We start from the raw sequence: 1,959 nt of genomic DNA, 5'->3' as shown, positions 1-1,959 counted from the left end.
AGAACCTACAGATGCGCGGAAATTGCGTTATACCATGCACTTGGCAAGCTACCTGAACCAGAAATTGCCCACAGATTTTACTGACGAGGCAAAAACATAGGTGACACCTGCCATGATGGGAAGATTCTGAGCCGCTTTGCAGTCATTCTTCTTGGCAGTGGTCAGTTCGAAAAAAGTGGGAGTATCGGCCTTCGGGTCATACACCGTATGAAGCTTTATGCCGCCTTTAGTTTTTCGAAAATGCGCCCACTCAARCTGGTTCAAATTTAAGTCAATGGTCGTGGAATCAATCAGGCGCACCATTTCATTGCCCGCTCCMCGAGGCAGATGGCTTCTGACCTTTTGTAGTAGAAAGAAAAAGGTTTCTTCGAAAATACTGGCCGCCCGAGTGCTGTTGGCATCCGACAATGAAGAACGCTTTATGCGAGAGACACCCAAATGGTAATGGTGGTTGTGGCAGGCATTAAAATTCTCAACCAGATCCCGAATGGAAACGAGCTGAGTCCAGCATGTCAGAGTTCTGATTCGATGATCCCCATTGTGTCGATCAACTACCTTCTGAAACTGGTGACGTGGAATTGTTTTGAGTAACTGTTGGAAAACGCTGTTATGATGCTTCATACCTGTCTCTCTTGTTCTGTAAAATAGCTGTCTCGACAACCGCTATTTTACCGTAGATCAACAGAGACAAGCACTTCAGTTCTTCCCCAGATTTTTAACCGGACAGCAGTGACTTTAACAGCTTCTTTTGAAACTATTTTGATCAGTTTCTCAGCAATCGTCTTTCGGTTAGATGGTTTCACAGTAAAATGACAATGATGATGTAATGTCGTATATGTTACTTAATAGTCTGCGATTTCTGAACTAGTAGATCAGTCTCTAGCCCTTGATATTATTGACTTTAATCAACTCGGCGGGAATTGCTGCAGATATTGCATCCTTTAAAGAACAAGTCACCTACTTTATCTCCGAATACAGAATCATTAAAGCATGGGCAGAAAGTGAATCACAAAAGCTGGAACAGGCATTGGCAATATCAGGTCCAACAGACGACCAAAACCGAATTGACATTAATGATCTAACCCCGGAAGCGCTTAACCACCTGAACACTCAGGTTTTTGATCCATTAAATCAACTATTTCAACCCAAGGAGGGCGATGAGCTAAATTTATATAATTTTATCCGTGATGAAAGCTATGTAGATTTAACCACCCTGGAATTGATAATAAAAACATGGCTGACCTTAAGCATTATTCCCACAAATTCCGAAAAACTTTTCACCATAGAAGAACTGCCGCCAGGGAGAGGCTGTGTTGAAGACGAAATAAAATCCATTGAAAAAATAGTGAGTACTGTTGATGAATCGGTAGCTCCCCTCCCACCTGCCTTGCCTGACACCGTAAGTGTTAACGTTGACGTTCAGGTTTTAATGAACTGGCTCATTGACTTGGTTGATAGTGTTGCCAAATCATCACCAGCAACCAACAAAGAACTATCAGATAAAAATACTGTCAGGGCAGAAGTTAAACTGCTGCTTGATCAACTGGCAGATTCCATCGATGAATCAAAAGCGATTACTGGTGAATCATCAACACATGAAGAAAAGGTCCGAGAGGGCATTAAGACGATTCTAGACGAGGTAGTAAGTAATGCAATTGATGCTGCAGGTCAGAAATCGGAATCGAATGGAGAACCGGTTCAGTTGTTGAGTACTGACATACCAACCACTTCCAAAGCACCGGATATTTGTCAATCATCTTTGAAAGACCCTGAAAAAGATCCTCTTGTACTGATGACATTTTCGCGGATTTTATTTTTTGTCTGCCGGTCATCAGAAATCTGTGACGATATGAAAAAACTGGCGCTAGTGTAGTGCGCCGTTCTTTTTGCTGCTTAAGCGGCAATTAGCTCGAACTACCTTCTCCAGTATGTCATTAGCCTTGGCTGTCCATATAAACG

Annotated in this window: 2 protein-coding genes; one reads left to right on the top strand and one right to left on the bottom strand. The window is 42.5% G+C overall.

All coding sequences use genetic code 11. The features are described 5' to 3' along the window. Positions 1-48 precede the first annotated feature (48 nt). Complete coding sequence (locus AKL11_RS13890) at positions 49-621, bottom strand: DUF4372 domain-containing protein (protein WP_067518391.1); 573 nt, start codon at positions 619-621, stop codon at positions 49-51. A 274-nt stretch (positions 622-895) separates the two neighbouring features. Between AKL11_RS13890 and AKL11_RS13885 the strand changes: the two genes are divergently transcribed. Beyond that, a complete protein-coding gene (locus tag AKL11_RS13885; protein ID WP_067518388.1) occupies positions 896-1,873 on the top strand; it encodes a hypothetical protein in 978 nt (325 codons plus the stop codon). Positions 1,874-1,959 lie beyond the last annotated feature (86 nt).

The sequence above is a fragment of the Endozoicomonas ascidiicola genome (assembly GCF_001646945.1).
Lineage (GTDB): Bacteria > Pseudomonadota > Gammaproteobacteria > Pseudomonadales > Endozoicomonadaceae > Endozoicomonas > Endozoicomonas ascidiicola.
This window is presented reverse-complemented; position numbering and strand designations above follow the sequence as displayed.